Genomic DNA, 25910 nt, shown 5'->3' on the forward strand with positions numbered 1-25910 from the left:
CTATCGGTGCGGCAGTCCCCCAGGACTGGATCATTCAACCCGACCGGAGTCGCCTTGCCCCTTTGGTTCGTCAGCCCAAATGGCTTCCTGGCAGACACCACATCGCCGAGGAGAGGCTCCGACTCTCCGTCAACTCTGTGCGCCCTCACCTTGTCCAGAATCCGCACGCCCTCGTTGCGACGCACGAGCACGTCATAGGCGTCAAGCATCCGAAGTGCGGGTTCGCCGATAGCCTCGTCTCCGATCTTGGTGGTGACCTCGCACGGTCCCTCATGGTCTCGACTCCACAACCAGTACGACACGCCGCCTCGAATCTTCACGCCAGGAAAGACGTCGTACAGCTGCGGATAGTCGATGAGTTTCGCAAAGCGGTGGTCGGCGAGCATCCGATCCCGGAAATCGTCCAGACCCTTCCCGCCCGAGAACCATCGCGACGGGGTGATCATCACGGCATAGCGAGGGTCGAGCGCGAGTGCCTTCTCGACGAAGAGATTGTAGATGGGCGTGGCCGACGCGCCGCCACCACCGCCTCCATCCCCCAACTGATAGGGCGGGTTGCCGATGATGACGTCGAACTGCATGTTGTCTCCGAACAGCTCGGCGATCCGAGCTCTGATGTCGTCGGTATGGATGAATGCGTAGGCGTGAGTTTCCAAGTCGTCACCGCGTGCGTAGCTGCCTTCGCTAGCACCGCAGTAGGTGCACTTGCGGTTGGTATAGACGGCCATCTCTTCGCGCGTAAGCGGATCAACCCGAAACTCGCGTTTGCCACCGCCCCAGGCGTGGTCCGTGCGATCGAACCAGATGTTGCCGTCCTCGGTCGTGAACGACCTGGCGATCGAGTGCGGGCCGTTGGCGAACTTCGAGCAATAGACACTCCGGCGAGCCAGCAGTGCAGTGAGCTGTGTGATCCCGATGCCGAAAACCTGACGGGTGAGGATGTGATCGACGCGCTGGGCGAGGTCAGGGAACGTCAGGATCAGTCCGTCGGTGAGGCGGCGAGTGATCTCGCGAAGGAAGACCCCCGACTTGGTGAAAGGATCGAGGAACGTGACATCGGGGTTGGTCCAGATGTCGGCGCCGTCGTTGGCGTCTGCCCACGCGGCGGCAAGCGTGTCGAGCATCTGGTTCGCGAACTCCGGCGGGGTGAAGACCTCATCGTTGGAGAGGTTCGCGATGCACGTCAACACATCCGGGTTGTGCCCTCGGAGGGTGAAAGGTGCAAGGGTCACGCGGCGGCCTCGGCGATCTGACTGACGGTCATCGTCGGGTAAGTCTGCGCGGGGACGAACAGGTCCTCGTCATCGAGCTCGCCGAATAGGGTTCCCTCGTACGAGGCGCGCTGAGTGAGGTCGTCGTAGCGAAAGTCGCGCCTCTGGAACTTGCCTTTGCCGAGGTAGCCCCACTCAGGAAAGGTGATCGGCTGGCCGCTTGGCACGGTCATGGTCAAGGCATCGCCCTGGACGATGTTCACGGCGAGAACCGCGCGGGCCGCTCGCGCCCACTGGTCATCGTTGCCGATACCCAAGAATGTGTTGAACACCTCGGCGAGATTGTGGCGGCACTCTTCGGCGTTGTCTGCGAGAAGTTCGATACCGTAGGTGCACATGAGCGCGAACAATGCGTAGTGGCGCTTCTCGAACTCGCTCTTGCCGTGCCGAAGCTCGACCGTGGCGAGCTTGCGAGCCAGGACGGGGATGAGGAAGTTGCCCGAGCCGCAGGCGGGTTCGAGTACGCGGGAGTCGATCCGCTCAGACTCGTGCTTAACGAGGTCGAGCATGTCCTCGACCATCCACGCCGGCGTGAACACCTCGCCGTGGTCCGCAACGCGTTGCTTGGACTTCACCAAGCGCTGGGCGTCTTTCAGGTTCATCTTCCCCCCTCCCCGTGCTCGTCGTTGTCATGAGCGTAGGAGCGTCCACCGACACCGGGATGGGCTACGTGGAGCTCTTGGTCACTGGCCGCCGCACCCGCGCGCACCCAGTCGTCTATCTCGCTGGCTTGGAACTTCCAGAGGCGTCCGACCTTGTGGGCGGGCATGGCCTTCTCGGCGATCCAGGTGTAGACGGTGTCTTTGGTGACCCCGAGGTGGGCGGCGATGTCGTCTGCGGACAGCCACGGCTCAGCCACGTTGGTCCTCCCTCGCTCAATGGCCCAGGCAGGCCAACACCCACGATGATACCGGCTGAGGTACGGCTTGAGTTGGGTTTCTCCGGGCGTGGCCGAACGAGACGGGTTTCGAGAGTGGCCGCTGCGTTCTGCCGATCAGCGTGGGATGCGCACCTTGAGCCAGGCGGTCACCGTGTTCCGCCAGCGGTCCAGATCGCTGTTCCAGCAGAGGGTGTGGCCGGCATCGAAGGTCTCAAGCTCAACGAGGTCCGGGCGAGCGTCTCGGAGTGCTTGTGAGAGCCGGATCGGCACGGAGTCGTCTCGGGTGCCGTGGAGGATCAGGGTCGGCGTGTTGTGCTCTACGGCTCGGGATGTCCAGTCGAAGGTGGGAAGTGGGATGCGTCCTGGCAGGCCGACTGTGCGTGCCAGTGGGTCGAGGGTGAGCCACGGGATCGCGAGGTGCCCGGCTGCTGCAGGCCATCCGCTGCGGGCGCAGTTGGACTTGATGACTTCGGTCCAGTTGAGGACTGGGGAGTCGAGTACGAGCGCGGCGATCAGTCCCGGATGTCGCGGGTGGTCGGCGAGCTGGAGAGCGACAGCGGCACCCATCGACCAGCCGAAGATCACGACCTGTTCGGCTCCTCGTCGGACGGCGTACCCGATGGCCTCGTCAACGTCGCTCGTCTCTGCGTAGCCGAAGGTCGTCCGGCCGGTGCCAACTCGCGGCCCTTCTGCTGTGTTGCGGTAGCTGACGACGAGGGAGGTGTAGCCGAGTTCGGTTGCGGCGAGGACGCCGCGGAGGGTGCCGGCGCGGGTGCTGCCGAGGCCGTGGATGTGGATGGCCCAGGTCGCGAGGTCGCCGTCGATGCGCCAGGCCGGGCATGGTCCTGCGGGGTCGTGATGGTGATGTCGCGTGTGTGGAGTCCGGCGTCGGCTGGGGTGGCGTAGTAGATGCCGCTCCAGGAGGCGCAATCGCCGGTCTTCGGAGTGAAACCCGATGTGGTGCCCGTGATCCTGCGAGCGACGCGGGTGGGTCCTCGATCGACGGTATCTGTGGCGAGCTGCGCCCAGCCGCCGTGCTCGAACCAGAGATTGTAGATGCCTGGCGCGGCGGCCTGGTCGGTGCGGTCGAGCACGATCAGGTCGCCGTCGTCGGTGTACTCGACGCCTCGAACGGTGAGGTCGAACATTCGTGGGCCGACGGGTGCGGTGAGCCGCCGCGCGATGGCCCACCCGACCCCGGCAACCGCTGCCGCCGCGGCCCCAGCGCCGAGAGCGATGCGGCCTATCACGACTCCCGCTCCTCGACGTAGGGAACGGGCGAGGTCGTCGCGAGGGCACTGTCGCTTCCGACGAGGTGGCTCTCGGCGCGTTCGAGCAGGTCGCGGTCGTCGGTGCTGATGTCGAAGGTGATGCGAGGGTCGATCATCGCGTCGCGGATTTCGACGATCACTCGGTGGAGGTGCCCTTCGGGGTCTTCGCTACTGGCGGCGAGGGGGTCGGCCTGGCTCAGCCCGGGCCGTGCGCGCGTCGCCTGGTGCCAAAGCGACTCCAGCTGCGCTGTGAGGGCGACGGTCTGCCTCTGCCGGGCGCGGTGCTGAGCGCGACGGACGGCAGGCTGGATCGCGAACCCGGCACAGAGGAACACGAAGGTCAGGACGGAGAGCGGATCGTAGGCGGACTGGATAGTGTGCATGAGGTCGAGGTGGCCCGTGGCGTGGGCAACGTCCATGACGATCACGGCGAGGCAGAGCGCGACGCCGAACGCCGACCCCAGGCTCAACAGTGCCGCGGGGAGGTGCTGGATGCCGGTGTTGTGCCGGTACTGCCTTATGGCGAGGACGAGCATCGCCACGACAATGACGAGGCAGTAGGTGAAGTTGATGATCGAGTAGACCGCCGCCGCTGGCTGTGCGCCGAGGTCGATCATAAATCGTGTGGTAGTGGTGCCGCGGTCGATGAGCAGGAACGATGCGGTGATCGCGAGCAGCGCGACGAGCAGGACGGGGATGCTGACGGCGGCTCGGACGAGCCTGGGCCGGTACTCGCCGGTCTTCATGACGCCGCGGCCGAGGAAGAACAGCCCGGTCATCAGGAGCGCGTCCGCGATCAGGGTGGCGAGGTTGGTGCCACCGAGCAGTCGATCGACGGCGCTGTAGGCGGCATCCACGTTGAGCGTCATCGCGATGGCGATGGTGAGGGCGGCGTAGGTGATGCTTCGGTCGGTGCGTTTGCGTCGGAAGATGAGCAGGCTCGCCACGAGCGCCCACATGAGCGTTGCGACGAGCGTCTGGATCATCCGAATATCTCCGAGTATCTGGACTCTGCGAACACCGACCCTCGGATGCCGGCGGCGAGCCGGTCGGCGAGGGACTCGGCGGCGATCTCGGTTTCGCTGTCGAGGTCTTGCCGCCTGAGCAGGCGACCTCTGGTGTACGGCGGGATGTTGGGCAGCAGTACCTCCCCGACTGCACAGCCGTCGCCTTCGCCGTGGCCAAGGATCATGTGGGCGAGCTCGTGGAGCACGAACTGCTGGCGATGCAGCGCGGAGTCGCTGCGGGCGTGAAGCACGACGTCTTCGGCATCGGTGGAGAGCCAGAGCGCGCAGAGGCCGTCGTGGGTGTCGAGGTCTGCGAGTTCGACGACGCGGAGCCTACGGTGCCGCCGGTCTTGGACGGTGTGGAGGAGATCGTCAAGGGCGAAGGTATTGCCGAGCTCAAGGCCCGCGACGGCCGCCGATACGGTCTGTTCGATCTTCACGGTTCGCCCCTTCTCTGTAGGGAGCAGGGACCGGTGGCGGCTCCATCGTGCGGTACCGGTCAGTGCTCGGGCATGTGTGTCATTTCCTCGTCCAGGAACTTGGTGATGGCGTGGAGTGCTTTCGGCGAGATATCGCCGAGGGTGCGGGCAGCGTAGGACTTCACCTTCGCGGCACGCATGGACCGAACCAGGTCGAGCTGCGCAGAGACCTTCTCGGGAGTGGCAGCACCGTCCTCGCCGAGCAGGAACGCGGCGTCCACGTCGAAGAACTCCGCGAGCCCTTCGAAGACGGCGGGGTCTTGGACGTAGCGGTGGCCGTTGACCATGTACGTCCAGCGCGACCGCGACAGGTTGGTGCCTCGTTCTTGGAGGTAGCCGGCGATCTGCGAGTAGGTCGGCTCCGTGCCGGACTCGGCGACGGCGACATCCATCAGGAGCCGCAGACGTTTGGCGAGGTCTTCGGCCGCAGCCTGGCTCTCGTCTTCGGTCATGACGGTGACCCCCTTCCCTTCGCAACGGGCAAGGCATCGATGTAGTCCACCCAGAAGGTGGTTGTGCATGCTCAACCGTACTCGTTGAGCATGCACAAATCAAGGCTTGCGCATGCTCAACGGTCAGTGTTAGAACAGGACTCCGGGGCATTTTGAGCATGCTCAATGTTGCGTCCCGGTCTCGGCTCGGGCTGCCTCAAGGAGGTGAACGATGTCCAGCTCACGGTCTGGGCGCGGGTGTTCGCGCCTACCTGCCAGGTGTACCGCCGCGCGCAGCCGCGTCGCGGCCCGCCGAAGAGGAGGCCGGAGCATGGCATCGAACGAGGACGCCCGCGCGGCGCGAGAGGCGAAGCTCGACGAGCTGCACGAGAAGCTGACCGGCGCGGTCGAGTCGCTGGTCTCGGGTGACGACTGGCGCCAGGCGCTCGCCTTCGCGGCGCGGTTCCGGTCGCGGTCGTTCAACAACACGATGCTGATCTGGGTGCAGCACGAAGCCGCGTTCGAGGCAGGCCGCGTGCCCGAACCCTTCCCCACCCTGGTTGCCGGGTACCGGCAGTGGCAGGGGCTCGGTCGGCAGGTGATGAAGGGCCAGCCGGGCTACATGATCTTCGCGCCCGTGACGGGCCGGTTCGCCACCGCGACCCCTGCCGATGCGGGCTCGTGGCGGCGGCTCGGGCCGAGGGAGACGCCGAAGGCCGGCGAGGTGGTGCGCTCGCGGATGGTCGGAGCCCGGCCGGCCTACGTGTGGGATGCCTCCCAGACCGACGGAGAACCATTGCCAGTTCCGCCCGCTCCGACGCTGCTGGAAGGCGAAGCACCCTCGGGGCTGTGGGACGGGCTGGCCGGGCAGATTCGCGGCGCGGGGTTCGAGGTGCTGCGGGTGCCACACGAGGGGATGATCTCCGGCGCGAACGGCATGACCGACTATGAGGAGCGCACGGTAGCGGTGCGGGAGAACATGGACCCTGCTGCGCAGGTCAAGACGCTCGCGCACGAGCTGGCGCACGTGCTGATGCACGATCCCGACGACGAGGAAGCACGTCAGCATCGCGGCATCCGCGAGGTCGAAGCCGAGTCCGTCGCGCTGATGATCGGTGCCGCGCACGGCATGGACACCACCGGGTACACGATCCCGTACGTCTCGACCTGGGCCGCCCGCGTGGACGGCCAAGAGCCCGTCCAGGTGGTGCAGTCCACCGGCGAGCGGGTGCGGAAGACCGCGCTGGCGATCCTCGACCAGCTCGACACGCTCCAGGTCGGCGACGGCACCCCGCCCGGACTCGAACGCGACGCTCCCAGTCCGCGCACCTCCCGTACGGCTGCGAACTCGGTGGAGACCGATCGTCCGCGTGCTGCGTCGGCGCCAGCGCTGGCAGGGCGGAGGCTGTGATGCCCGAAGCATTCGATGTCCTGGCGGCGCTCATTCGCGTGGATCGTTCACCGAGCCTGGGGCTCGCGGCGCGGAGCCTCGCGGCGGCTGGCGTGCCCGTGTTTCCGTGCGTCGTCGAGGGGAAGCGTCCGCTGACCCGCCGTGGGTTCCTCGATGCGAGCAGCGACCCGGAACAGGTTGCCGCGTGGTGGTCGCGCACACCGAACGCGAACATCGGCATCCCGACCGGCGCTCCATCCGGCGTTGTCGTCGTCGATGTCGATGTCCACGGCCCCCACGACGGCCGCGCGGCGTTCCAGCGCGCCACCGACGCGGGGCTCGTCGATGGCGCGGGTCTGCTCGTGCGCACACCCACCGGAGGCGCGCACGTGTACTTCCCGGCGACCCCGGGCCGCGAGCAGCGGTCGTGGCAGGCAGCCACCGCGGGCGTCGACTTCCGGGGCGACGGCGGCTACATCATCGCTCCTCCCTCCCGGCGAATCATCGACGGCAGTGTGTGCCGCTACGAGGTCGCGGACATCGCCGCGCACTCGGTCGGTCATGTGGACGCGGCCCGTCTGCGGGACTTCCTCGACCCGCGCCCCGTCGCTCCACTACGCGCCAGCAGCGGCTCGATGGATGAGGATGCTGAGCGGTTGGCGACGTGGGTCGCTGGGCGGGGTGAGGGCGAGCGGAACTGAGGCCTGTTCTGGGCTGCCTGCCGCCTCGCAGAGAACGGCGTCTCGCCCGCCGAGGCGCTCGATGCGCTGGGTGCTGCGGCACAGTCGGCGGGTCTGGGTGATCGCGAGATCACCACGACCGTGCGCTCCGCCTACCGAGCCACCCAGCCCGCATCCGAAGTGACGCCCGGCGGCCGGAGCCAGAGCGCGGGTCGGTGGTTCGGTCGCTCGGCGAGCCCACCGTCCGCAGCCTTGGGGAGGGCTGGGCTGTGAGGCGTGAATCGGGAGGGCGGCGCTGGGCCGCGATGACGGCGGTCGCGGGGACGGTGTTCATCGCCGCCGGGGCGTTCTGGCTGTCGTTCACGTCGTTGGCCGATCTGGCTGCTCGCTCCGGGATCGGGGCTGGGCAGGCGTGGGCGTGGCCGCTGATCGTGGACGGCATCATCGTCGTCGCCACGGTTGCCGTCGTCGCGCTCGCCGGGCAGCGCTCGGCCTGGTATCCGTGGGCGCTGCTGGTAGGCGGCGCGCTCGTGTCGGTGACGGCGAACGCCATTCATGCTGTCGTCGCCGCGGACGCCGACGTGCCAAGGATGCTCGCGGCCTCGGTCGCCGCGGTGCCGCCCGTCGTGCTGCTGGCCATCACGCACCTGACCGTGATTCTCACCCGCACCACCGACCCCCATGCGGAACCCGCCACTGCCGACTCGTTCTCGACGAACACCGCGGATTCGATGCCTGCGCTGCCGCCTGGCGAGATGGAGGCCAACCGTCGCGATGAGGGTGTGGCGGATCGGCGGGCGCTGGGGTGGGAGCTGCGCGAGGCGGGCTGGTCGAACAAGCGGATCGCCCGCGAACTCGGGGTGCATCCGTCGACGGTGGGCCGCTGGTTCGCCGTCGCGCACCTCACTGACACCACTGACACCGCCGACGAGCGGGAGGAGACGATCCCATGAACACCACTGAGAACCCCCAGCGCAACGATTCCGCGAGGCCCGATCCCGCACGGCTGGTGCCCGAGGAGCCGCGGGAGCGCCCCGAGTCGGTCGAAGTGATGAGTACGCCGGAGGCGGTGCGGGCCGCGCCGGTCGCCCGCGACGACAAGCGGCACGCGCTCGTTCGTGGGCGAGGCGTGGAGTGGGTGCGCCCCACTGACTTGATCGCCCGGCACTCGGCGCACGCGGCCGGGCGGGGTCTCGACTTCCAGGCCGAGCTGGCACGCCGCACCCGCACCCCGCTCGGTGCAGGTGTTCGTCGTCTCGGGGATCGCGCCCGGCGGTTGCCGCCGATCTCGGCGTTCGGGTGCAGCACCGCACCTGCCTCGCAGGTGTCCCGCTCCGGGGTCTCGATGAGTTGACGGTGGTGACAGGTCATGGCTGCGACGGCATCGGCATGCAGGACGCGCTCGTGGGAGCGAGTGCGCACCTGCCTGCCAGGAGGTGCCGACACCATGACCAGACCAACCAGCACCAGCACCGAGCAGACGGCCGACGGGGCTGAGGACTTCACCACCGGCGAGGGCCTGCGTGCCCTGCTCAATCGCCTCGCCGAGGGCGGCGAGGATGCCTGGGTTCACGACCCGGTGGCCCGCGACCTGATGGAGTTCGCCGCCGACAAGTACCGCGCGCTCGCGAGGAAACACAGGCTCGACACCTGGGAAGCGGTGACGGCGGCGTTCGACGCGATGCAGTACCGCTCGACCCGTGAAGCCAACGATCCGTGGGCGATCATCACCCACGCCGTGCGGATCACCTGCGTCTACGAGGAACGCGCTCAAGGTCTGCTCTGCTCGGTGCACCAGGCCCGCCGCGCCCACGTCTCGGCGTTCCACGACCCTGAACGATTCTCCGAACGCGACACCGCGCTGGCCGACTACCATCCCGCGTTCCACACCACCGACCTTCGTCCCAGCGACCTCGAACCGGAACCGCGCGACAGTCTCGGGTCAGCGCAAGCGTGCATGTCCGCTGGATCGGCGGCCGAGGACGCCATCGCGATGCTGTGCCTGCTCGACTGGCCGACCGACACGGCGCGTGCCGCTGTCGAGCACGTCTGCGGGGCGTTGATGAAGGCTGGCACCCGCCAGTCCGCCTACGAGGCACTGCGCCGCGATCGGCACGCGCGGGCACTGCTCGACCTGCCGCGCCGCTCCTGGGCCGCGCTGCTGAAGGCGCTGCTCGGGAACCCGCACCCGGCTTACGTGGCCACCAGCAGCGGTCGCGGCATCCTGCTCCGGCTGCTGCTGGGCGAAACGCTCGACCTGCTGCTCCGCGACGACGATCTGATCCTTGCGCTCGCACTGGCCGCTCCGAGTGGTGGAGGCGGTGAGTCGTCGTGATCGAGCCACAGATCGGCAGCATCCAGCTCGACCGCACCGTCGAGTCGATCCTCGTCGGCACCCGGCACCGCGCCGACCTCGGCGACATCGACGCCTTGGCCGCGTCCATCGAGCGCGACGGGCTGCTGCAACCTCTCACGATCACCATCGATGGCGTGCTGGTGTGCGGGGCACGACGGCTCGCCGCGATCAAGATGCTCGGCTGGCGCACCGTCAACGTGTGGGTTCGCAGCGGTCTGTCTGACCGGCTCGGGCAGCTCCTCGCCGAGCAGGACGATAACATGCTGCACAAGCCCTACACACAGCTCGAAGCCGCCGGCCTGTACCGCGAGATCAAGCAGGTCATGGCCGAAGACGCCGCCCGCCGGAAGTCCGCCACGCAGTTCAGCAGCGAGAACCAGCCGGGGAACGACGGTGGTGCAAACTTTGCACCACCGTCGAGCGGGCCACTCGGGAAGACCCGGGAGCAAGCGGCGGCGATGATTCCCGGCGGTGCGTCACACACGACGCTGGAGAAGATCGGCTACCTCGAAGACATCGCCAACAACCCCGCTCAGCCCGAGACGTTGCGCGCCGAGGCCGCCGCCGGACTGGAAAGGATCGAGGCCGGTGACCCGGTGCATCCGATCTACCAAACGATCCGCGACGCCGATACCACCGCGCGGGAGCGGCGCGAGGCCGAGCTGCACGCCCGCGCCGAAGCAGCCGTGGCCCAGGCGAAGTCGATCAAGAAGGGCAAGCGCACCCCACCTCGGTCCCTTCCGGTCGTCACCGACGAAGGGCAGCCCGTCCGCTACCCGGTCCGGGCGTTCATCCAGACCTGGGGCGAGCTGACGAACTGGTGGACCCACTACGACACCGACACCCTCGCCGCCGAACTGACCGACGAGCAGTTCGAGAACTTCCTCGCCACCACCGACGGCACCGTCCGGTTCGCCGACGCACTCCGCGTCGCCCGCGAAGGCACGGCGGAGCCGCCACGCCTCCGCGCGCTCTGACCGCCGGCGTGGGTGCGGGGTGCGCACCTGCTCGGCATGAGCCCTGCATCCACTGACACCCGGAACCGCCGCCGACTCGTCACCCTCATCGCCGCCGGTATCGTCCTGCTGCTCCTCACGGGGGTCGGCGTCTACGGACTCCTGACTGGCCCACGCAACAGCACCAGCACCGATCCCGACCCGGAGCCCGGCCCGGTCACCACGGCACCGCCGACCGTGGAACCGAGCACGCCGCGACCGCCGGGGGTTCCTGCGGTTCCGCGCTCAGCCGATCCCGAGGCATTCGCTCGGGGCGTCGCGTCAACGCTGTTCGCCTGGGACACGGCTTCGGGGCTGTGGCCGCTGGACTACACCTCGGCGATCCTCACGGTCGGTGACCCCAGCGGAGACGAACAGGCCGGGCTGGCCTCCGACGTGGCCGCGTACCTGCCGACCCGCGACGCCTGGATCGAGCTGCGGCAGTATGCCACCCGCCAGCACCTCACCATCGACACCGCGTACGTCCCCGCCGCCTGGGCCGACGCGGTAGCGCAGGCCCAGCCGGGGCAGCTCGCGGCAGGGACGACGGCCGTAACGATCGAGGGCACCCGCCACCGTGCCGGAGTCTGGAACGGCCAACCGGTCACCAGCGAGCATCCGGTCGCGTTCACCGTGTTCGTCGTCTGCGCACCGACCTACCCGACCTGCCACCTGCTGCGGCTGTCTCAACTCGACAACCCGCTGCGCTGAAGAGGTTGGCGTCGTGTTCCGCAAAGCCGCCATCGCAGCCCTGGCGCTGCTGCTCTTCGCCCCCGCCGCCGCACTCCTCGGCATCGGGGTGCTGATGAACCCCGCTGCCGCCTACTGCGCCACCCCTGCCGGTACCGCGAACCTCGGCCCGATCCCGGACTCGCTCACCGTGACCACCACGAACGGCGAGACCTTCACCCTGAATCGTCAACAGCTCACGCACGCGGCAACGATCATCACCGTCGGCAACGGCATCACCGACGTGGGCCGCCCGGGAATCAAGATCGCGCTGATGGCCGCGCTCACCGAGTCCACACTGCGGATGCTCACCAACACCGGCGCATACCCTGAGTCGGCGAACTACCCGAACGACGGCAACGGCGGCGACCACGACTCCCTCGGCCTGTTCCAGATGCGCCCCCAATCAGGATGGGGCACCGTCGCAGAGTTGATGGACCCGCAGTACCAGGCCCGAGCGTTCTTCGGCGGGCCGACCGGACCGAACTACCCCTCGCCACGCGGCCTGCTCGACATCCCCGGCTGGCAACAGATGGACCCCGGCGAAGCCGCCCAAGCCGTCGAGGTCTCCGCCTACCCCGACCGCTACCGCAACTACGCGCCCGTCGCCGACAGCATCCTCGCCGCCCTCACCAACGGCGGCAGCACTCCGGTTGGCGTGGGTGGCCCGGCGGTCTCGTCGTCGCGGGTGGTATTCCCACTGCCCGAGGGCACCTGGGTGCTGTCCTCGCCGTTCGGGATGCGGGTGCACCCGATCACGGGCGAACGAAAGATACACACCGGCACCGACTTCGCCGCACCCGACGGCACGCCGATCCTCGCCGCCGCGGACGGCACCGTCACCATCGCCGAGTTCTCCGGCGGGTACGGCGGCCTCATCGTCATCGAGCACACCATCGCCGGCAAGACCGTCGCGACCGCTTACGCACACATGTGGCAAAGCGGCATCCACGTCCGTCCCGGCGATCGGGTGAGCGCCGGGCAGCACATCGGCGATGTCGGCTCCTCGGGCATGAGCACCGGCGCACATCTGCACTTCGAGGTCCGGCCCGGCGGCACGAACGGTGAGGCAATCGACGCCGCCGCCTGGCTCAACGAGCACGGTGCCGCGAACCTGCCGACGGCGACCAGCGGATCACCCGCTGCCTGCAACAACGCCACTGCGGGGACGCCGGTCGGTGTCGATGGAGACCCCGACCGGCTCGTCGACGATCCCACCAGCTCGGGCAAGATCACCGCCCGCCTGCTCCACCTCTACCAGCAGACCCTCGCCACGTTCCCCGACACCGGCTGGGGCTGCTACTCACCGCGCCCCGGCACCAAGTCCGAGCATCCCCTCGGCAGGGCGTGCGACATCACCTTCGGCAACCGCATCGGCCAGCGACCCAACCCAGAACAGCTCGACGCCGGCTGGAAGGTCACCAACTGGATGAAGGACAACGCCGACGTGCTCGGCGTCGAGTACCTGATCTGGCAAGGCCAAATCTGGTCCCTCGCCCGCGACTCCGACGGCTGGCGACCGTACAACGGCGGAGGCATGCACGACCCCGCCTCCATCACCGGAGGCCACTACGACCACCTCCACGTCACAGTCAAGGTGGGGTGATCGGCGATGGGTGTCTTCCCCGACTTCGACGGGCTCGGCGGTATCGGAGACCTCCGCGCCGTGGTCGGCGCGCTCCTGACGTTAGTCCTGATCGTCGCCGTCCTCATGCTGATCGTCTCGGCGATCGTCTGGGCCATCGCAACGGCCCACGGCAACTACGCCACCGCCAGCAAGGGACGAATCGGAGTCCTCGTCGCCGTCGGTGCCGCCGTCCTCGCCGGAGGCGGCGTCGCCTGGATGAACTGGCTCCTCAACCTCGGCCAACAGCTCTGACACCGAACACCTCTGAGCCCGTTGATGCCCACGTCCTCACCGGCGTGGGCATTGCTATTCCGTCGCCGAGGGGTCACGGGTGCACCTGTGGCGTGTACCCCGTCTGCGAGTTCGTGGGCGGGCCGCCCGTCGCTAAGGAGTCCTACCGTGTTCGATCTGCTCGCCAACGTCATGTCCGCGCCGTTGCTGGTGCCGATGGACATCAACATTGACCCCAACACCGACGGCCTGCCGGGGATCAACCAGTTGCGAACCATCGTCGGCGCGGTGATGACCATCGGCCTGATCCTGTCCGTGCTCGCGCTGATTGTGTCCGCGATCGTGTGGGGCTTCGGCGCGAACTCGTCGAACCCGCACCTCGCCTCGCGCGGGAAGATCGGCGTCCTCGTCTCCTGCGGTGCTGCGGTGATTTGCGGCGCGAGCGTGACGCTCATCAACTTCTTCTGGAACGTCGGCCAGTCCGTCTGACCCGCCCCGTCGTCGAGAGCTGGTGTTCGTGATGGGCGTGTGCGACGTTCCCGTGATCTCCTCGGTCTGCGATGCCGTCGGCGAAGGAGCTGCGTCTCTGGTCGCGGCCCCGTTCGACTGGCTCGCCCAGGCGATGGGTGCCGCCGCGGGGTGGCTGTTCGAGGCGGTCTGGTCGGTCTTCGACACCACGACGCTGGTGGATGTCACCAAGCCCGGTTACATCGCCGTCTACAACCTGTTGTTCGGTATCGCGGTCTTCGTGATGCTGATCTTCTTCTGCCTCCAACTCATTACCGGGCTGATCCGACGCGACCCCACCGCCCTCACCCGCGCCGCCCTGGGTCTGGCGAAGTCCGTCCTCGGGTCGTTCGTGGTCATCACGCTGACGGCGCTGCTGCTGGAGGTCGTTGATCAGCTGTGCATCGGGATCGTGCAGGCCGCCGGGGAAACGACCGAGTCGATGGGCGACAAGATCGCCCTGCTCGCTGCGGGGCTGGTCGGGATCAATATCGCCGCTCCCGGCGTGGGCGCGATCATCACGATCTTCATGGCCGGGCTCGCGATCACTGCCGCCGCGATCGTGTGGCTGTCCCTGCTCGTCAGGAAGGCGCTGCTGTTGGTGGCGGTCGTGTTCGCGCCGCTCGCGTTTAGCGGCGCGTCGTGGGATGCCTCGCGGGGGTGGATCGGGAAGTGGGCGATGTTCGTGGTCGCGCTGATCTGCTCCAAGCTCGTGCTCGTCGTGATGTTCCTCGTCGCGATCACCCAAGTCTCCGCACCGATCGACGCCGACCTCGCCTCGGTCAGCGACCCCATCGCGGGAATCGTGCTGATGGCGATGGCCGCATTCGCCCCGTATCTCACGTACAAGTTCATCGCGTTCGTCGGGTTCGACATGTACCACGCGATCGGCTCCGAGCAGGATGCCAAGAGCGCCCTCAACCGTCCGATCCCCGTCCCGACCAAGCCGCAAGGCGGCGGCGACCCGAAGAAGGTGCTCGACGGAGCCAGCAGTGGCGGCGGGAACGCGGGCGGAGGTTCTGGTGGAGGAAGCAGCGCCCCGCCACCGCCGAAGACCCCGGCACCGGCACACGCCGCGAGCGGCGGAGGTGCCGCCGCTGGTGGAGGGGCCGCAGCCGGCGGGGGCGGCGCAGCCGCGGCCGGTCCCGTCGCGGCAGGCGTCGTGGTCGGGGCGAGTGTCGCCAAGGGTGCCGCGACCGCCGGGCCGAAAGCCGGAACCGCGCTGGGAGCCCAGGGCGAGCACGCCGCCGACGCCGCCGCGCAGACACCGCCACCTCCCGCAGCCTCGCCTGCGGCACCGCCGTCGAGCCCGGCACCACGACCGCCGAGCACCGACCCGTCACCGCCACCGAAGCAGCCCCCGCCGCCCGCGCCACGCCCACCGAAGGAGTAGACGATGAGCAGCACGAACCACGACCGTCCCACCGCGGGCGAACTCGTGCCGGTGAAGTTCTCCCGCCTCACCCGCCGCGGTGTCCTCCTCGGTCTGTCGCTGACCCAGCTCATCACGCTCGCCATCGGCGGAGCCACACTCATCGGCGCGTTCTACGCCGGCGGCGGGATGCTGCTCGCCTACACCGCCCCCATCTGGGTACTCGCCGCCGCACTGACCTGGATACCCATCGCGGGCCGGCCCATCGTGGAATGGCTACCCATCGCCTGCTGGTGGCTGTGGCGCACCACCGGCGGGCAACTGCTCTACCGACACAGGATCGTCGTCCCACGCCCCGTCGGAACCCTCGCCCTGCCCGGCGACATGGCGCGACTGCGCGAATACACCGACCCCGACACCAGCGCCGGAATGATCCACGACCCCCACGCCGCAACCTTGACCGTGGTGTGCGAGGTCACCCATCCCGCGTTCGTGCTCCTCGACCCCGGCGAACAGGAACGCCGCGTCAGCTCCTGGGGTCGCGTCCTGGCCACCGTCTGCCGCTCCGGGCGGATCGCGACGCTACAAGTCCTCGAACGCACCCTCCCAGACTCCGGCACCGGACTCGCCGAATGGTGGGCCACCCACGGCACCCCGGACGGCTCGTGGGCGGCCGACACCTACGCAGAACTCATCGACCGCGCCGGCCCAGCCGGCGAACGGCACGCCACCACACTCTCGCTATCACTGGACATGAAGACCAGTGCGCGGCAGATCAGGACCGCGGGCGGCGGGATTCGTGGTGCTGCCGCCGTGCTGCGGCAGGAGATGAACACGCTCGTCGCCGCGCTCCGCTCCGCCGACCTCTCGCCGTCGGGATGGCTGACGCCGGGGCAGATCGCGGTGATGCTGCGCTCCGCCTACGACCCCGCTATCGCCGCCACGCTGGAACGCCACGGCAGGCTCGGCCAATCCCTTGCGACCGCAGGGCCGGTCGCGGTCACCGAGACTTGGGGCAAGCTCCGCACCGACTCCGCCCACCACGCAGTGCTCTGGGTCAGCGAGTGGCCCAGGTCGCTCGTCTATCCGGGATTCCTGTCGCCGGTGCTGCTGTCCACCGGCATCCAGCGGTCGTTCTCGCTGATCTGCACCCCCATGCGTTCCGACGCCGCTGCTCGCGACATCCGCAAGAAGAAGGTCGAGCACATCTCCGACCAGGCCCAGCGCGCGAAGATCGGCCAGATCGAAGACGCCTCACAGACCGCCGAGTACCACGACGTGCTCCAGCAAGAAGCCGACCTCACCGCCGGACACGGCATCCTCCGCTACACCGGCCTCATCGCCGTCTCCGCACCCACCGTCGAAGAACTCGACGCCGCCGTCGCCGCCATCGAGCAAGCCGCGATCCAGGCATCTTGTGAGACCCGGCTGCTCGTCGGCCAGCAAGCCGCCGCCTTCACCGCCGCTGCGCTCCCGCTCTGCCGGAGGGTCTGACGGGTCTTACGTGCCTCGCAGTGTGAAGCCCGTACCAAACGACTACGCGCTGTCCCTCGTGCGGTCGGCGATTGACCTTGGAGCGTCGACCTGCCGCGGACGAACGAGAACATACTCGCCGTCAGGGGTCATGCTCTCGCGCAGCAGCTCAACGACGCGCACGAGCGTCGCATCGTCAATCGTCGGTCCGTCCAGAGCGGCGCGGACCGCGTCTTCCAACTCGCTTGGAAGCACCTCGTCGTCGATGCGGACATTGGCGAGCATTGATCGCGCGCGAGCTGCGTATTGGTCCGCCAGCAACGCTGAAAGAAGAATCGCCTGGTACTGCTCCGCCGTCATGCTCTGTGGGCTGCGCGCCAGCTCTTCCGACGGTGGCTCATTATGCTCGGCGAGCGGACCTTCAAGGTACGCAGTAGGAACCTCATCTACCTTGCCGACTTCGACAGAGAACGTCTGCCGTGGCGGTCGAGTTGTGGCCCACTTCCACAGTCTTGAGACACCGAGGACCGCGGCGTCCACCGCAACATCAACTCCACGTTCAATGTAGGGCGCTAACGCCTCCATGATTGCGTCGCCGACTTGGTACCGGAACTCCTGACCGGGCGAAGGGCGCGCTGGTACCAAGGGTCCGCGCGACCGCACGATCTCGTCGATGTCGGCTGGGCGAGACTCAGTAGGACCGAGCAGGTTCTTGGTGTCGTCGTCACGGAGCAGGTCCCGTTCATACCCACGGGTCGCCCGCGACTCGGAACGGTGGGTTCCCTCGCGACGCCGCACCCAACGCAGCTCTTCGTCGTCGTTCATGCCTCACCTCCTCGGTGGTCGAAGTTTACCGGCGTCGAGCGCGGTGGGCTGGAGGAATGAGAAGCCCCTTGCTGCTGAATGCCTCAAATGATCTGCGGGTGCACGGGGGCGCACCTCGTGGGTGACATGACCTACCGATGGAGGCCACCATGCCCACGTTCTTCGATTCGACCGCGGATGCAGCGGAGGCATCCGAAGCCTTGCGCGGACTCGCGCACCCGAGCCGGGGGTTCGATCAGCCCGCCGAGATGTACGGGGTGATCGGTGATCTGTCCTCGGGGATGCGCTCGCTGCGGCAGGCACTCGATCAGATCGCCGATGTTCACGAGCGCAAGGTCGCGCACGCCTTCAATGACGCCGGAAGCCACGAGGCAGGAGTGCGTGACGCCCTCGCTGCTGCGGAGGAACTGCGTCAGGCGGCGAACCTCGTCGACCGGGCGTATGACCGGCTCGCGGAAGGGTTCATCGCCGCCGGGCGGATCGCCTGGCACCCTGAGCCCGCCGTCGAGGAGGCCGCGCCGTCTCGGTGGGTCAGTGTGGTGTTCCTTCAGGGCGAGGAGGCGGACCGGCCGTTGCGCATCCTCGGCGAGCTGGGGCATGTCGATGCGGTGGACTTCCTCGCGCAGTGGGACTACGGCGACGAGACCACGCAGGCCGCGCTGGAGAACGGGTACGTCTACGACGAGCCCGGCGAGGGCACCAACGACCAGGTGGCGCTCTCGGGCGACTACGCGCTGGTCGTCAACCCGCACGTCGGCTACGTCTCGCTCCTGCGCCGCTACACCGAACCGGAAGCAGAGCCCCAGGACGCCGAACCAGTCGGAACCCCTCCGGTGCAGGCTGGGCCGGAGTTGCTGGTGTCGTACTCGTCGCCGGGTGCCACGGAGCGGGCCGATGTGCCGACGGCGAAGCGGGATGGGTCGTGGTTCGAGCCGGCCAAGATCACGGCTGTCAAGCAGGCGCGAGGGCTGGTGCTGTGACCGAGGATCGCGCGCGGCTGCACACCGCAGTTCTGGTAGCGCCGTCGAAGGAGCGGCGGAAGCTCCGGAAGCAGCGCCGCAAGGCAGAGGCCCGGCTCCACGCCGAGCAGCGTCGGGCCGCGCTCGCCGCGGCGAAGGCGAAGGCCGAGGAGGAGCGTGCCGAGCGGCGCGCCACGGTCTACCTGCCGAAGTCTGGCGAACCGGGTGCCGCGAGGCTGCGCACTCCGGGTCGGTTCCATCTGACGCGGCATCAGGACACGTCGGCGACGCTGGCGGGTGCGTATCCGTTCGTCGCCGAGGGTGGGCTCGGTGCCGATGGTGTGTTCGTCGGCCAAGACCTGTACTCGGGCGGGAGTTTCGTCTACGACCCGTGGGTGCTCTACGCGCGCGGGATCATCACCGCGCCGAACGTGGTGCTGGCCGGGATCGTCGGCTCAGGCAAGTCCTCGCTAGCCAAGTCGCTCTACACGCGGTCGCTGCCGTTCGGGCGGCGCGTGTACGTGCCCGGCGACCCGAAAGGCGAACACACCGCCGTCGCGAACGCCGTCGGCGGACGCGCCATCGTCCTCGGGCACGGGCTCAACACTCGCCTGAACCCGCTCGACGAAGGTCACCGGCCCAGCGGACTGTCGGACGCGCAGTGGGCCTCGACCGTCGCGGCGCGGCGTCGTGACCTGATCGGCGCGCTCGCGGAGACCGTGCTCGCGCGAGGCTTGTCGCCGTTGGAGCACACCGCGATCGACATCGCCCTGACCCAGACCGTGTGGGAGAACGACGTGCCGATCCTGCCGATGGTCGTCGATCACATCCTCGCCCCCAGCAAGGATGCCGACGGCAGGCTGGCCGAGGACGGCAGGCTCGTCGGCCACGCGCTACGCCGCCTCGTCGCAGGCGACCTGGCCGGGCTGTTCGACGGCCCCTCCACGGTCGCGTTTGATCCGTCATTGCCGATGATCTCCCTCGACCTCTCGCGGGTCACCGAGAACTCGACCCTCATCTCAGTCCTGATGACGTGCTCGTCAGCGTGGATGGAATCCGCACTGCTCGACCCGAACGGTGGGCAGCGGTGGGTGATCTACGACGAGGCATGGCGGCTCATGTCCCACCCGGCGCTGTTGCGGCGGATGGATGCGCACTGGCGACTCGCCAGGCACTACGGGATCGCGAACATGCTGATCTTCCACAAGCTCACCGACCTCGACAACGTGGGCGACCAAGGCTCCGCCATGCGCTCCCTGGCCAACTCGCTGCTCGCGAACGCGGAGACGCGGATCGTGTACCGGCAGGAATCCGACCAGCTCGGACCGACCGCGACCGCCCTCGGTCTGACCGGCACTGAGCAGCAACTCTTGCCGAACCTCGGCGTCGGCCAAGGCCTGTGGCGGATCAAGGCGAGGAGCTTCGTCTGCCAGCACCAGCTCCACCCCGACGAACTCGCCCTGTTCGACACCAGCAGCCGCGCCGCGGGAGGTCACCGATGAACCTCACGGGCCCGCGCCGATCCACCACGACCGACGACGATGCCACGGCTCCCGTCGAGCTGCCGCACGTCCTCGTCACCGTCGCCGACGACGGAAGCCTCGCCGCGACGGTCGATGGAACACCACTTCCGTCACCGGACGCGGGCGCGTGGACGCGAGCGACGTTCGGGCCGCTCATGGACGCCATCACCAAGGACCGCACCGTCGCCGTCCGGGTCGAAGTTCGCGAGACCGATGGAAGTGTCTTCACCGATATCCTCCGCACACGCAAGACCCGACGCGCCGTGGCCCCGCCCGAGACCCCTGTGCCAGAGACTCGTCGGAGTCGCCACGCCCGACGAGTGCCGCGCCTGGCTGAGCTCACCGCCGAGGGGTTCGTACCCGGCGAGGATGTCGCCGTCGCGACGATCGTCTCCCACACCGACGCCACCGGAACCGGCGAGGCCCACGCACTCATCGACCTCGACGACCTGCCCGACGCAAGCGCGCCCGAGGTGATCCTCCTTGGGCGCATCTCCGGCACCCTCGCGGTGCGGCGGCTGACATGAACCAGCGGCAAGCCGGGAGCATGGGCGACGAACTCACCAACGCCGCCCTCATCGGCCTGATCGGCATGTTCGGGATCGCTCTCGTCCTCCGCGCGGCCGGCAGCGTCGCCGCGCTCCTCACCAGCACGCCCCAGCCCGACGCCGGCGCAGCGGCGGGGCTCGCCGTGCTGTTCAACCCCGGCGACCCCGCGACCGCGCTCGGTGCCGACGGACTCAACCCGCTCGTCTACTGGCTCGTCAGCACGACACTGCTCGGCGGACTCGCAGCCGGGATCGTCTGGGTCTGGATCGTGCTGCGTCGACACACGCGGAAGACCGAGACCGACCCGCACCGACTCGCGGGGATCGCGACCAGCCATGAAGTCAAGACCGCAGCATCCGCGAAGGCACTGCTTCACCGTGCGGCCACGCTGCGGCCCTCCTTGGAGTCGCCGGCACCGCAGGATGTCGGCTACCTCCTGGGGGCCAGTCGTGGCACGAAAGTCTGGGCATCGGTCGAGGACTCGATCCTGCTGATCGGCCCGCCCCGCTCCGGCAAGGGATTGCACGTCGTCATCAACGCGATCCTTGACGCCCCCGGTGCGGTCGTCACCACCAGCACGAGGCCCGACAACCTCACCGCGACCCTTCGCGCTCGACGCCGCAAAGGCGGGCCGGTCGCCGTGTTCGACCCCCAACACCTCGCCGAAGGCATCCCCGCCGGACTCCGCTGGTCACCCATTCGCGGCTGCGACGATCCGCTCACCGCGATGATCCGCGCCAACGGACTCGCCGCCGCCACCGGCCTCAGCGCCGGAGGCGTCGAGTCGGGTGGGTTCTGGGAGGGAAAGACCCGCACCGCACTCCAGAGCCTGCTGCACGCCGCCGCACTCGACGGCCGCCCACCGGCCGAGCTGTTCAGGTGGACCCTCGACCCCAGCGCAGCGACCGAGGCCGTCGCCATCCTCAACTCCCACCCGAACGCGGCGATGGGTTGGGACGACTCCCTTGGTGCGATGATCGACGCCGACCCCAAGACCCGCGACAGCATCTGGCAAGGCGTCTCCCTCGCACTCGCCGCCCTCGCCGACCCGCGCGTGCTCGATGCCGTCACGCCCGGCCCGCACGAGCACTTCGACCCCGAGACCTTCCTCACCGAACAAGGCACCCTCTACCTACTCGCCACCGGGGCGGGAGCAGGAGCCTCCGCATCGCTGGTCGCGGCATTCGTCGAAGACCTCATCGAAACCGCCCGCAGGCTTGCCGCCCGCTCACCCGGAGCACGGCTCGACCCGCCGCTATTGCTCGCGCTCGATGAGATCGGGAACCTCGCACCGCTGCCATCCCTGCCGACGCTCATGGCCGAAGGCGGCGGCACCGGAATCACGACCATGCCGGTCTTGCAGTCCCTCGCCCAAGCACGCGACAGGTGGAGTGAACACCAGGCCGGCGCGATCTGGGACGCCAGCATCGTCAAGATCATCCTCGGCGGCGCATCCAACAGCCGCGATCTCCAAGACCTCTCCACCCTCATCGGTGAGCGTGACGAGTACACCGACAGCGTGACCCTTGGCGACCACGGCACCCGCTCCAACCAGCGTTCGGTCCGCCGTGTGCCGATTCTGCCGCCAGACCGCATCCGCACCCTGCCGTTCGGCACCGGCATCACGATGCTGCGCTCCGCACCGCCCATCGTCACCGATCTGCGCGCCTGGCCGACCCGGCCCGACGCCGCGCAGCTCCGCAGCGACCGCAACGAACTCGAAGCATTGCTGCGCCACCGCCCCGCGTCCTGACGACGCTTGGAAGGGCCAGCGCACTTGCCTGACAGAGCGACCACACGCAGTTGGTCGCCCGAGTTCAGGAGGAGGCCATCATGGCCATTCACACCCAGGAATCGTTGTCGGGCTTCATCGCTTCGGAGCCGTTGCTCACTGAGACGGCCAAGGGAGACGCTAGGTTCTTCGCCCGTATCGGCAAGGAGCACTTCCGCCGCGAGGACGATGGTTCGTTCACGCAGACCGAGACGACCTATCACCACCTGGTGATGTTCGGGCGTTCCGCTGAGCACGCGCACGCGAGCTTCGCCCAGGGCGACAACTTCGTCGCCGAGGGCTACACGCGGCCGGTCAACTACGAGCGCAACGGTCAGGCGATCGAGGGCGAAGAGTTCGTCGCCAAGAAGATCGGCCACGACACCGCGCGGACCCGCTACGAGGTGGACCGGACGCCGCGCAATGGAGTCGGCCGGGACGCAGCGGCGTACGACCCGACGCAGCGAGCAGCGACTGCGACGCACGCCCCGGTCAGCATGTGAGTTCGGGAGCCACAGCACCATGAACGATCAGCATGAGATGGATGAGCCGGACGTCTTCGACGGGCCGCCCCGCGTCACCAACGCGGACATGCCCGAACCGCCGCACCCCGTGAACTGGAACCTGCTGACGGCGCACGAGCTGGAGCAGGAATGGCTCGCGCTGAACCGGTGGGTTGACTGGCTGCGACGCACCTACGGCCTCACGGTCGCGGTGGTGCCGCCGTACTGGCATCACCACCCGGAGATGGTCTGGGAGCTGTCTGCGCTGCACCTGCATTGGCTTGCGGCTTACGACCCCGAGCAGAACGCATCCGCGCCGCTCGGCTGGCACCGCGACTTCGCCGACGCACGAGAGCGTCTTCGCCATTGGGTCACCGCCTGCGGGACTCGTGGAGACCGCGACCGCCCGACCCGGCAAGCTGCTTGGCCCGGTGAGGACCCAGCGCCCACGATCCAGGACTTCACCTTCGCTGACCGGGACATCGAGTTCGTCGAGTTCGTCATCGCGCAAGTCCGCAAGCGCCAGGAGGCCGAAGACGAGTTCTACGCCAACCTGGCCGGCGACGAGACTCCGTAGACCGATGAGCCGCTATGCCAAGAAGACCGACCGTCGCCCCTACGAGGAGCGGTCGTTCTCCGTCCGGGCCGTCCACCGCGAACGCGCCGACCTGCACAAGCTCGCCGAGGTTCTCATCCGGCTGACGTTGCAGGAGACCGGCGAGAGCCGCGCGGCCCGCGAGGCCGTGCGGGTGCCCGACACCTACCGGGCGGCGACGGATGGCCTGGCCGCCTCCGAAGCCGCCCGGTAGAATGAACCTTGCAAGCCTCGCGATGCGGGGTGTTGTGGCCTAAACCTCGCCGCTCGGCGAGCAACACGCACCGAGACCATCGGGTCCCGCCCTACAGCCTTCATCGGCTGCTCTCACGATCAACACCCCTCCCACCAACAGTGGGAGCGCGAGGGTCGAACCGCGTGAGAGTGAGCCCCCGATGACCACCATTGCCGATGATCCGGCTACCAGCCTCATCGACCCGCCCAACACTGCGGCTGCCGCCGTGTCGTACCTGCGGGTCTCGACCCGCGAGCAGGCAGAGAAGGGCGGGACCGACGAGGGCTTCTCGATCCCCGCCCAGCGCGAAGCGACCCGGCGTAAGGCCGAACAGCTCGGCGCCGGCATCGTCGAGGAGTTCGTCGACGCGGGAGCCTCAGCCAAGTCGTCCGACCGGCCCGAACTGATGCGGATGATCCAGTACGTCAAGACCAACAAGGTCGCGTACTGCATCGTTCACAAGGTCGACCGGCTCGCCAGGAACCGCGCCGACGACGTGAGCATCCACCTCGCACTCCAACAGTGCGGGGTCATGCTCGTGTCCGCGTCCGAGAACATCGACGAGACCCCCTCGGGGATGCTCCTGCACGGCATCATGTCCACCATCGCCGAGTTCTACTCCCGCAACCTCGCCACCGAGGTCGCCAAGGGCATGACCCAAAAGGCCATCGGCGGCGGCACGAACGGACGAGCGCCCATCGGCTATCTGAATGTCCGCAAGCGCGACGAACTCGGCCGCGAAGTCCGCACCATCGAGCTCGATCCTGAACGGGCACCGATGATCGAGTGGGCGTTCAAGGCCTACGCCTCGGGCAACTGGAGCGTCAGCCAGCTCCATGACGAACTCACCTCGCGCGGGCTGCGCAGTCTGCCCACCCCGAAGCGGCCGGCGAAGCCGCTGGCCGTGTCCACCATCCACCGGCTCCTGACCAACCCGTACTACAAAGGCGATGTCGTCTACCGAGGCACCCGCTACAAGGGCAACCACCCGGCGCTCGTGCCCGCCGAGGTCTGGTACCAGGTCCAGTCCGTGCTCACCGCGCACCAGTGCGCCGTCGAGGCAACCCAAGTCCACGGCCACTACCTCAAAGGCACCATCCACTGCGGCCAGTGCGGGTCCCGGCTCATCGTCTCCAACGCGAAGAACCGCCACGGCAACGTCTACTGCTACTTCGTGTGCTCCGGTCGGCATTCCAAGCGCACCGACTGCACGCGCCAGGCGATGCTCATCGAGGACGTCGCGAAGCTCGTCGAGGACTACTACACGCGCGTCCAGATCACGCCGGCTCAGCAGGACGCGCTCGCGGGGATGCTCCACCACGAGTTCGACCGGCTCATGGCCGCCGAAACCGAGGAACTGGAACGCCTCACCGCCAACCGCGACCGGCTCGAAGGCGAGCAGGACCGCCTCATGCAGGCGCACTACGCCGACGCGATCCCGCTCTCCGTGCTCAAGCGCGAGCAAGACCGCATCGTCGCCGAACTCGACCAGGTGACCCGCCGTATCGACGCCCACTTCGGTGACTACGCCGACGCTCGCGCCCACCTCGACGACGCGCTCGGCCTGCTCGCCAACTGCGCTGACATCTACGCCCGCTGCGACGACACCAACCGGCGGCTGTGCAACCAGGCGTTCTTCACGAAGGTCTACATCGACGAGGACAACGAGCTGCGCGTCGAGCACAACCGGCCCTTCGAGATGCTCCTCGATCCACAGGTCAACGCCAACGCCCTGACCTGGGCCGCAGACACCAACAAGACCCGAACCTCAACCAACGTTTCCGTTGGCAAGGGTTCGAGCCTTGTGCGTGGGGTGGACCTAACGGGAGCACTATCGAAACTTGCCCCGCCCCTGGTTCACATGGCCGTGGTCCACCGCACGATCCGTGTTCGGCCTGGTCCTCGCAGGTCTCGGGCGGTGCCTCGAACTCGCCAGCAGGCGACGGTCAGCGATGATGCCCTCGTCTTGGCTGAGGCGCGATACGGGAAAAACGAGACGCTGCGACAGATCGCGAAAGACATTGGCGTGAGCCGTCAGCGGCTGGCCTCGCTGCTACGTGAGCGCGGGGTCCGGTTACGCAGTATCACGCCGTCGGCTGCGGAGGTGAACGAGATGGCGCGCCGGTATGCAGAAGGCGAGTCTCTGGAGCGTGTCGGCACACGGCTGGGGTACTCCGCTGGCACCGTCCGAAACCATCTTCTCGCCGAGGGCGTCGTCATGCGCGACTCGCACGGCCGACCGCGGTGAGGC

Annotated in this window: 29 protein-coding genes and 1 pseudogene; 21 read left to right on the forward strand and 9 right to left on the reverse strand. The window is 68.1% G+C overall.

Annotated features, from left to right (window positions below; all coding sequences use genetic code 11):
• The 8 genes and pseudogenes from IEW13_RS08820 to IEW13_RS08850 form a co-directional block, all read right to left on the reverse strand.
• Nucleotides 1–1232: Eco57I restriction-modification methylase domain-containing protein (locus IEW13_RS08820; protein ID WP_229745036.1), on the reverse strand; the 1232-nt coding region annotated here is incomplete at its 3' end.
• Entirely contained in the window at nt 1229–1873 is a 645-nt protein-coding gene (locus IEW13_RS08825; RefSeq protein ID WP_013601291.1) for an N-6 DNA methylase, read from the reverse strand. The genes IEW13_RS08820 and IEW13_RS08825, both read right to left, overlap by 4 nt.
• On the reverse strand, nt 1870–2130 hold the full coding sequence (locus IEW13_RS08830; protein WP_013601292.1) for a helix-turn-helix domain-containing protein: 261 nt from the start codon (nt 2128–2130) through the stop codon (nt 1870–1872). Before IEW13_RS08830 ends, IEW13_RS08825 begins: the two co-directional genes overlap by 4 nt.
• Before the next feature lie 135 nt (nt 2131–2265).
• Nucleotides 2266–3081, reverse strand: coding sequence for an alpha/beta hydrolase family protein (locus IEW13_RS08835; RefSeq protein WP_229745037.1), 816 nt, complete (start codon nt 3079–3081; stop codon nt 2266–2268).
• 44 nt (nt 3082–3125) lie between these two features.
• Nucleotides 3126–3299, reverse strand: a pseudogene (locus tag IEW13_RS17890) (DUF8805 domain-containing protein); the annotation flags it as partial.
• A gap of 98 nt (nt 3300–3397) precedes the next feature.
• Entirely contained in the window at nt 3398–4408 is a 1011-nt protein-coding gene (locus IEW13_RS08840) for an MAB_1171c family putative transporter (RefSeq protein WP_026926277.1), read from the reverse strand.
• On the reverse strand, nt 4405–4869 hold the full coding sequence (locus IEW13_RS08845) for a hypothetical protein (protein WP_013601295.1): 465 nt from the start codon (nt 4867–4869) through the stop codon (nt 4405–4407). The genes IEW13_RS08840 and IEW13_RS08845 overlap by 4 nt, the downstream gene beginning before the upstream one ends.
• A 59-nt stretch (nt 4870–4928) precedes the next feature.
• Complete coding sequence (locus IEW13_RS08850) at nt 4929–5360, reverse strand: hypothetical protein (RefSeq protein WP_013601296.1); 432 nt, start codon at nt 5358–5360, stop codon at nt 4929–4931.
• A gap of 310 nt (nt 5361–5670) precedes the next feature.
• Here IEW13_RS08850 and IEW13_RS08855 point away from each other — a divergent pair, with 310 nt between their 5' ends.
• The 13 genes from IEW13_RS08855 to IEW13_RS08910 all read left to right on the forward strand — a co-directional run bounded on the left by IEW13_RS08855 (nt 5671) and on the right by IEW13_RS08910 (nt 16720).
• Entirely contained in the window at nt 5671–6750 is a 1080-nt protein-coding gene (locus IEW13_RS08855; RefSeq protein ID WP_026926276.1) for an ArdC-like ssDNA-binding domain-containing protein, read from the forward strand.
• Complete coding sequence (locus IEW13_RS08860; protein WP_229745038.1) at nt 6750–7430, forward strand: bifunctional DNA primase/polymerase; 681 nt, start codon at nt 6750–6752, stop codon at nt 7428–7430. The genes IEW13_RS08855 and IEW13_RS08860 overlap by 1 nt, the downstream gene beginning before the upstream one ends.
• Before the next feature lie 3 nt (nt 7431–7433).
• Complete coding sequence (locus tag IEW13_RS17870) at nt 7434–7682, forward strand: primase C-terminal domain-containing protein (RefSeq protein ID WP_229745065.1); 249 nt, start codon at nt 7434–7436, stop codon at nt 7680–7682.
• Between the two features lie 32 nt (nt 7683–7714).
• Entirely contained in the window at nt 7715–8362 is a 648-nt protein-coding gene (locus IEW13_RS08865; protein WP_013601299.1) for a DUF2637 domain-containing protein, read from the forward strand.
• The gene (locus IEW13_RS08870; RefSeq protein WP_077684802.1) at nt 8359–8763 is read left to right on the forward strand and encodes a hypothetical protein; all 405 of its coding nucleotides are present in this window, start codon (nt 8359–8361) and stop codon (nt 8761–8763) included. Before IEW13_RS08865 ends, IEW13_RS08870 begins: the two co-directional genes overlap by 4 nt.
• 93 nt (nt 8764–8856) lie before the next feature.
• On the forward strand, nt 8857–9744 hold the full coding sequence (locus tag IEW13_RS08875) for a hypothetical protein (RefSeq protein WP_013601301.1): 888 nt from the start codon (nt 8857–8859) through the stop codon (nt 9742–9744).
• The gene (locus tag IEW13_RS08880; RefSeq protein WP_188550600.1) at nt 9741–10742 is read left to right on the forward strand and encodes a ParB N-terminal domain-containing protein; all 1002 of its coding nucleotides are present in this window, start codon (nt 9741–9743) and stop codon (nt 10740–10742) included. The genes IEW13_RS08875 and IEW13_RS08880 overlap by 4 nt, the downstream gene beginning before the upstream one ends.
• A 36-nt stretch (nt 10743–10778) precedes the next feature.
• Nucleotides 10779–11471, forward strand: a complete 693-nt coding sequence (locus IEW13_RS08885) for a hypothetical protein (protein WP_034717461.1) — start codon at nt 10779–10781, stop codon at nt 11469–11471.
• 13 nt (nt 11472–11484) lie between these two features.
• A complete protein-coding gene (locus tag IEW13_RS08890) occupies nt 11485–13095 on the forward strand; it encodes a M23 family metallopeptidase (RefSeq protein WP_188550601.1) in 1611 nt (536 codons plus the stop codon).
• Nucleotides 13096–13101: 6 nt separating this feature from the next.
• The gene (locus IEW13_RS08895; RefSeq protein ID WP_188550602.1) at nt 13102–13368 is read left to right on the forward strand and encodes a DUF6112 family protein; all 267 of its coding nucleotides are present in this window, start codon (nt 13102–13104) and stop codon (nt 13366–13368) included.
• Nucleotides 13369–13539: 171 nt separating this feature from the next.
• On the forward strand, nt 13540–13836 hold the full coding sequence (locus IEW13_RS08900; RefSeq protein WP_241263536.1) for a DUF6112 family protein: 297 nt from the start codon (nt 13540–13542) through the stop codon (nt 13834–13836).
• Between the two features lie 31 nt (nt 13837–13867).
• Nucleotides 13868–15247, forward strand: coding sequence for a hypothetical protein (locus IEW13_RS08905; protein WP_013601307.1), 1380 nt, complete (start codon nt 13868–13870; stop codon nt 15245–15247).
• Between the two features lie 3 nt (nt 15248–15250).
• On the forward strand, nt 15251–16720 hold the full coding sequence (locus tag IEW13_RS08910; protein ID WP_013601308.1) for a PrgI family protein: 1470 nt from the start codon (nt 15251–15253) through the stop codon (nt 16718–16720).
• A 42-nt stretch (nt 16721–16762) separates the two neighbouring features.
• Here IEW13_RS08910 and IEW13_RS08915 read toward each other — a convergent pair whose 3' ends face one another.
• Nucleotides 16763–17524, reverse strand: coding sequence for a hypothetical protein (locus IEW13_RS08915; protein ID WP_013601309.1), 762 nt, complete (start codon nt 17522–17524; stop codon nt 16763–16765).
• Nucleotides 17525–17673: 149 nt separating this feature from the next.
• Here IEW13_RS08915 and IEW13_RS08920 point away from each other — a divergent pair, with 149 nt between their 5' ends.
• From IEW13_RS08920 to IEW13_RS08955, 8 genes are all read left to right on the forward strand, one after another.
• The gene (locus IEW13_RS08920; protein ID WP_041652872.1) at nt 17674–18504 is read left to right on the forward strand and encodes a hypothetical protein; all 831 of its coding nucleotides are present in this window, start codon (nt 17674–17676) and stop codon (nt 18502–18504) included.
• A complete protein-coding gene (locus IEW13_RS08925; protein WP_188550603.1) occupies nt 18501–19985 on the forward strand; it encodes a putative type IV secretion/conjugal transfer ATPase in 1485 nt (494 codons plus the stop codon). Before IEW13_RS08920 ends, IEW13_RS08925 begins: the two co-directional genes overlap by 4 nt.
• Nucleotides 19982–20533, forward strand: coding sequence for a hypothetical protein (locus IEW13_RS08930; RefSeq protein ID WP_188550604.1), 552 nt, complete (start codon nt 19982–19984; stop codon nt 20531–20533). The genes IEW13_RS08925 and IEW13_RS08930 overlap by 4 nt, the downstream gene beginning before the upstream one ends.
• A complete protein-coding gene (locus IEW13_RS08935) occupies nt 20530–22308 on the forward strand; it encodes a type IV secretory system conjugative DNA transfer family protein (RefSeq protein ID WP_041652107.1) in 1779 nt (592 codons plus the stop codon). The genes IEW13_RS08930 and IEW13_RS08935 overlap by 4 nt, the downstream gene beginning before the upstream one ends.
• Before the next feature lie 80 nt (nt 22309–22388).
• Nucleotides 22389–22829: a single-stranded DNA-binding protein gene (locus IEW13_RS08940; RefSeq protein WP_013601314.1), complete on the forward strand. Its 441-nt coding sequence runs from the start codon at nt 22389–22391 to the stop codon at nt 22827–22829.
• Between the two features lie 37 nt (nt 22830–22866).
• Nucleotides 22867–23406, forward strand: coding sequence for a hypothetical protein (locus IEW13_RS08945; protein ID WP_013601315.1), 540 nt, complete (start codon nt 22867–22869; stop codon nt 23404–23406).
• 4 nt (nt 23407–23410) lie between these two features.
• Nucleotides 23411–23638, forward strand: coding sequence for a hypothetical protein (locus tag IEW13_RS08950; protein ID WP_013601316.1), 228 nt, complete (start codon nt 23411–23413; stop codon nt 23636–23638).
• A 181-nt stretch (nt 23639–23819) separates the two neighbouring features.
• Nucleotides 23820–25907 (forward strand): recombinase family protein, encoded by a 2088-nt coding sequence (locus IEW13_RS08955; protein ID WP_229745039.1) that lies wholly within the window; start codon nt 23820–23822, stop codon nt 25905–25907.
• Nucleotides 25908–25910 lie beyond the last annotated feature (3 nt).

It is taken from the genome of Sediminivirga luteola (assembly GCF_014639315.1).
In the GTDB taxonomy this organism is placed as follows: Bacteria; Actinomycetota; Actinomycetes; order Actinomycetales; family Brevibacteriaceae; genus Sediminivirga; species Sediminivirga luteola.

Bases quoted from the DNA above. Each gene is read 5' to 3' on its own strand.
- IEW13_RS08950 (WP_013601316.1), top strand. From the start codon at position 23,411: ATGAGCCGCTATGCCAAGAAGACCGACCGTCGCCCCTACGAGGAGCGG.
- IEW13_RS08885 (WP_034717461.1), top strand. From the start codon at position 10,779: ATGAGCCCTGCATCCACTGACACCCGGAACCGCCGCCGACTCGTCACC.
- IEW13_RS08895 (WP_188550602.1), top strand. From the start codon at position 13,102: ATGGGTGTCTTCCCCGACTTCGACGGGCTCGGCGGTATCGGAGACCTC.
- IEW13_RS08860 (WP_229745038.1), top strand. From the start codon at position 6,750: ATGCCCGAAGCATTCGATGTCCTGGCGGCGCTCATTCGCGTGGATCGT.
- IEW13_RS08840 (WP_026926277.1), bottom strand. From the start codon at position 4,408: ATGATCCAGACGCTCGTCGCAACGCTCATGTGGGCGCTCGTGGCGAGC.
- IEW13_RS08940 (WP_013601314.1), top strand. From the start codon at position 22,389: ATGGCCATTCACACCCAGGAATCGTTGTCGGGCTTCATCGCTTCGGAG.
- IEW13_RS08855 (WP_026926276.1), top strand. From the start codon at position 5,671: ATGGCATCGAACGAGGACGCCCGCGCGGCGCGAGAGGCGAAGCTCGAC.
- IEW13_RS08905 (WP_013601307.1), top strand. From the start codon at position 13,868: ATGGGCGTGTGCGACGTTCCCGTGATCTCCTCGGTCTGCGATGCCGTC.
- IEW13_RS08930 (WP_188550604.1), top strand. From the start codon at position 19,982: ATGAACCTCACGGGCCCGCGCCGATCCACCACGACCGACGACGATGCC.
- IEW13_RS08910 (WP_013601308.1), top strand. From the start codon at position 15,251: ATGAGCAGCACGAACCACGACCGTCCCACCGCGGGCGAACTCGTGCCG.
- IEW13_RS08915 (WP_013601309.1), bottom strand. From the start codon at position 17,524: ATGAACGACGACGAAGAGCTGCGTTGGGTGCGGCGTCGCGAGGGAACC.
- IEW13_RS08935 (WP_041652107.1), top strand. From the start codon at position 20,530: ATGAACCAGCGGCAAGCCGGGAGCATGGGCGACGAACTCACCAACGCC.
- IEW13_RS08955 (WP_229745039.1), top strand. From the start codon at position 23,820: ATGACCACCATTGCCGATGATCCGGCTACCAGCCTCATCGACCCGCCC.
- IEW13_RS08875 (WP_013601301.1), top strand. From the start codon at position 8,857: ATGACCAGACCAACCAGCACCAGCACCGAGCAGACGGCCGACGGGGCT.
- IEW13_RS08850 (WP_013601296.1), bottom strand. From the start codon at position 5,360: ATGACCGAAGACGAGAGCCAGGCTGCGGCCGAAGACCTCGCCAAACGT.
- IEW13_RS08865 (WP_013601299.1), top strand. From the start codon at position 7,715: ATGACGGCGGTCGCGGGGACGGTGTTCATCGCCGCCGGGGCGTTCTGG.
- IEW13_RS08870 (WP_077684802.1), top strand. From the start codon at position 8,359: ATGAACACCACTGAGAACCCCCAGCGCAACGATTCCGCGAGGCCCGAT.
- IEW13_RS08920 (WP_041652872.1), top strand. From the start codon at position 17,674: ATGCCCACGTTCTTCGATTCGACCGCGGATGCAGCGGAGGCATCCGAA.
- IEW13_RS08825 (WP_013601291.1), bottom strand. From the start codon at position 1,873: ATGAACCTGAAAGACGCCCAGCGCTTGGTGAAGTCCAAGCAACGCGTT.
- IEW13_RS08900 (WP_241263536.1), top strand. From the start codon at position 13,540: ATGTCCGCGCCGTTGCTGGTGCCGATGGACATCAACATTGACCCCAAC.
- IEW13_RS08945 (WP_013601315.1), top strand. From the start codon at position 22,867: ATGGATGAGCCGGACGTCTTCGACGGGCCGCCCCGCGTCACCAACGCG.